The following is a 3,103-nucleotide window of genomic DNA, read 5'->3' as shown; positions in this document are numbered from 1 at the left end:
GTCGCCGACACGCCGTCGCTGCTCGCCGGCGCCCGGCTCGCCGACATGGCGGGCGAGGCGCTGCCGACCAACCTGCCGGGCACCAGCGACGGCTATCCCAACTGGCGCCGCCGCCTCGCCGTGCCGCTCGAGGGGCTCGCCGAGACGCCGCTGTTCGCCGGCATCGCCGATGTGATGGCGACGCGGCGGCCGCGGCGATGAGGCCGCCCACCGCGACCTACCGGCTGCAGTTGCGCGGCGGCATGGACTTCGCCGCCGCCGCGGCGGTGGTGCCCTATCTGCGCGACCTCGGCGTCAGCCACCTCTACGCCTCGCCGCTGTTCGCCGCCACTGCCGGCTCGACGCACGGCTACGACGTGGTCGACCACAACGTCATCGATCCCGCGCTCGGCGGCCGCGCCGGCTTCGAGCGGCTGTCGGACGCGCTGCGCGCGGCCGGCCTCGGCCTGATCCTCGACATCGTGCCCAACCACATGGCCGCCTCGACCGAGAACCCGTGGTGGGCGAGCGTGCTGCGCTGGGGCAGCGCCAGCCCCTTCGCCGGCCATTTCGACATCGACTGGAGCCGCCGGCTGACGCTGCCGGTGCTCGGCCGTCCCTACGGTGCCGCACTGGCCGCCGGCGAGCTCGCGCTCGGCTGCGACGCGGCGGCCGGCGGGCCGGTGCTGCGCTATTTCGACCACGCGCTGCCGCTCGCCCCGGCGAGCTGGCCGCGGCTTGCGTCCGCGCTCGACCATCCGCTCGCCCGCCGGCTGGCCGGTCTTGCCGAGCGCGTCGCGCCGGGTGACGACGCCGGCCTTCGCGATGCGGTGCAGGCGCTGCTCAGCCCACCGGGCGGCGAGGACCTCGACGCCGCGCTCGCCGCCGCCTCCGCCGATGCCGGGCTGGTCGATGCCGTGCACGCCGCGCAGCCCTGGCGGCTGATGTTCTGGAAGGAGGCGCGCCGTACGCTCAGCTACCGCCGCTTCTTCGAGGTGACCGGGCTGGTCGGCGTGCGCGTCGAGGACGAGGCGGTGTTCGCCGACGTCCACCGCACCATCCTCGGGCTGGTGCGCGAGGGCCGCGTCGACGGCCTGCGGGTCGACCATGTCGACGGCCTGGCCGATCCGGCCGGCTATCTGCGCCGGCTGCGCCGCGCCGTCGGTCCCGACGTCCATCTCGTGGTCGAGAAGATCCTGTGCGAGGGCGAGCACCTGCCGCGCGACTGGCCGGTCGACGGCACCACCGGCTACGAGTTCGTCGACGCCACCGCCGATCTGCTGGCCGACGCCGACGGCGTGGCGGCGCTGTCGCGCGCCTACCGCACGGCGACCGGCGCGCCGTCGACCGAGGACGAGCGGCGCGCCGCCAAGCAGGCGATCGCCACCGTCAATTTCGAGGGCGAGGTGACCGCGCTCGTCGGCCTGCTGGCGGCGCTGCCGGGGGCCGGGCGCTTCGCGCCCGAGGCGCTGCGCCGGGCGCTGGTCGCGCTGCTCGTCGCCATGCCGGCCTACCGCATCTATGCCACCGGCGCTGCGGCGAGCGGCCAGGACCGTGCCGTGCTCGGCCGCGCCAAGGCCGATGCGGGCAAGGCCGACGCCGGCCTCGACGAGGCGGCGCTCGCCTTCCTGCACGACGTTCTGATCGGCGACGCGCCGGCCGCGCGCGGCGCGCCGGGCGAGACGCTGCGCCGGCGCTTCGGCCAGCTCGCCGGGCCGGTGATGGCCAAGGGCGTGGAGGACACGCTGTTTTACCGCGACCACCGCTTCATCGCCTTCAACGAGGTCGGCAGCGATCCCGGTCGGCCGGCGCCGGACCTGGCGCGCTTCCATGCCGCGATGGCGGCGCGCTCCGCCGCCGCGCCGCACGCCCTCACCGCGACCGCCACGCACGACACCAAGCGCGGCGAGGACGCGCGCGCGCGGCTGATGGCGCTGTCGGAGGCGGCCGGCGAGTGGACGGCGGCGCTCGAATGCTGGCGGCAGCGGGCCCGCGCGCATGTCTGCGACCTTGCTGCCGGTGCGGCGCCGGAAGCGGCCGTCCAGTGGCTGATCCCGCAGGCGCTCGCCGGCGGCTGGCCGGTCGCCGGCATGGCCGCTTTCGGAGAGACCGTCGACGGCTTCCGCCCGCGCTTCCGTGCCTATCTGGAAAAGGCGCTGCGCGAGGCCAAGCAGCGCACGAGCTGGACGCAGGTCGACGCCGACTACGAGGCGGCGGTGCTGCGCTATGCGCAGGCGCTGTTCGACGATCCGGCCTTTCGCGAGGAGCTGGAGACGCTGCTTGCCCGGCTGGCGCCGGCCGGCTGGTGCAACGGCCTCGCCCAGACGACGGTCAAGCTGACGGCGCCGGGCGTGCCCGACATCTATCAGGGCTCCGAGGCGGCCGACTTCAGTCTGGTCGATCCCGACAACCGCCGCCCGGTCGACTTCGCCCGCCTCGCCGCGATGCTCGCCGGCGAGCCGGCGGAGGGCGACCGGGCGGCGGTCAAGCAGCGGCTCGTCGCCCGCCTGCTGGCGCTGCGGCGCGCCGAGCCGGCGCTGTTTTCGCAGGGCGACTACCAGCCGCTCGCCGTCGAGGGGCCGCTGCGCGCGCATCTGGCCGCCTTCGCGCGGTCGGCCGGCGACAGGCTGCTGCTGGTCGCCGTTCCGCGCCACGTGCTCAACCTGCTCGACGGCGAGGGCCGGGTGCCGGCGGTGCGCTGGCACGGCACCGAGCTCGTGCTGCCGGCGGCGGCCGCGCGGGCGCGGCTGCGCGACGTGCTGGCGCCGCGCGGGAGGCCGGCCGCATCGCGGCTTGCCGTCGCCGACCTTCTGGCGCCGCAGGGCGTGGCCGTGTGGCTCGGCACCGCCGGCGGCGCGTGAGCCGGCGTCTTCCGCGCGCCCCGCGCGGCGGCTATCATCGCACCCGTCCCTCCGCGCGCCGCGGCAGGTGGAACCACGGCGCGGCGGACCCGTTGAACAGCCTGTGACGGGAGCATGCGATGCATGGCGACGGGTCAGTGACAGGGTTGGCAGGGCCGTCCGCGGCCGCGGCGGGCGCGGGCGGGCGATGAAGGCCGCCGCGCCCATCAAGCGTGCCCGGGCGGCCGCCGGCAAGCGCAGCGGCAAGGCGGCGCGCGCCGCCG

Annotated in this window: 1 protein-coding gene and 1 pseudogene; both read left to right on the top strand. The window is 76.4% G+C overall.

Features of this window, described 5'->3' with window-relative positions:
• Positions 1–201: pseudogene (locus N1F89_RS20465) on the top strand (4-alpha-glucanotransferase); the annotation flags it as partial.
• Positions 198–2,840, top strand: a complete 2,643-nt coding sequence (gene treY / locus N1F89_RS20460; protein ID WP_290086339.1) for a malto-oligosyltrehalose synthase — start codon at positions 198–200, stop codon at positions 2,838–2,840. The pseudogene N1F89_RS20465 and the gene treY, both read left to right, overlap by 4 nt.
• Positions 2,841–3,103: the final 263 nt, after the last annotated feature.

The sequence above is a fragment of the Aquibium sp. A9E412 genome (assembly GCF_030398335.1).
Taxonomy (GTDB): Bacteria; Pseudomonadota; Alphaproteobacteria; order Rhizobiales; family Rhizobiaceae; genus A9E412.
Note: the sequence above shows the minus strand (reverse complement) of the source record. Positions and strands in the feature narration are given on the sequence as shown.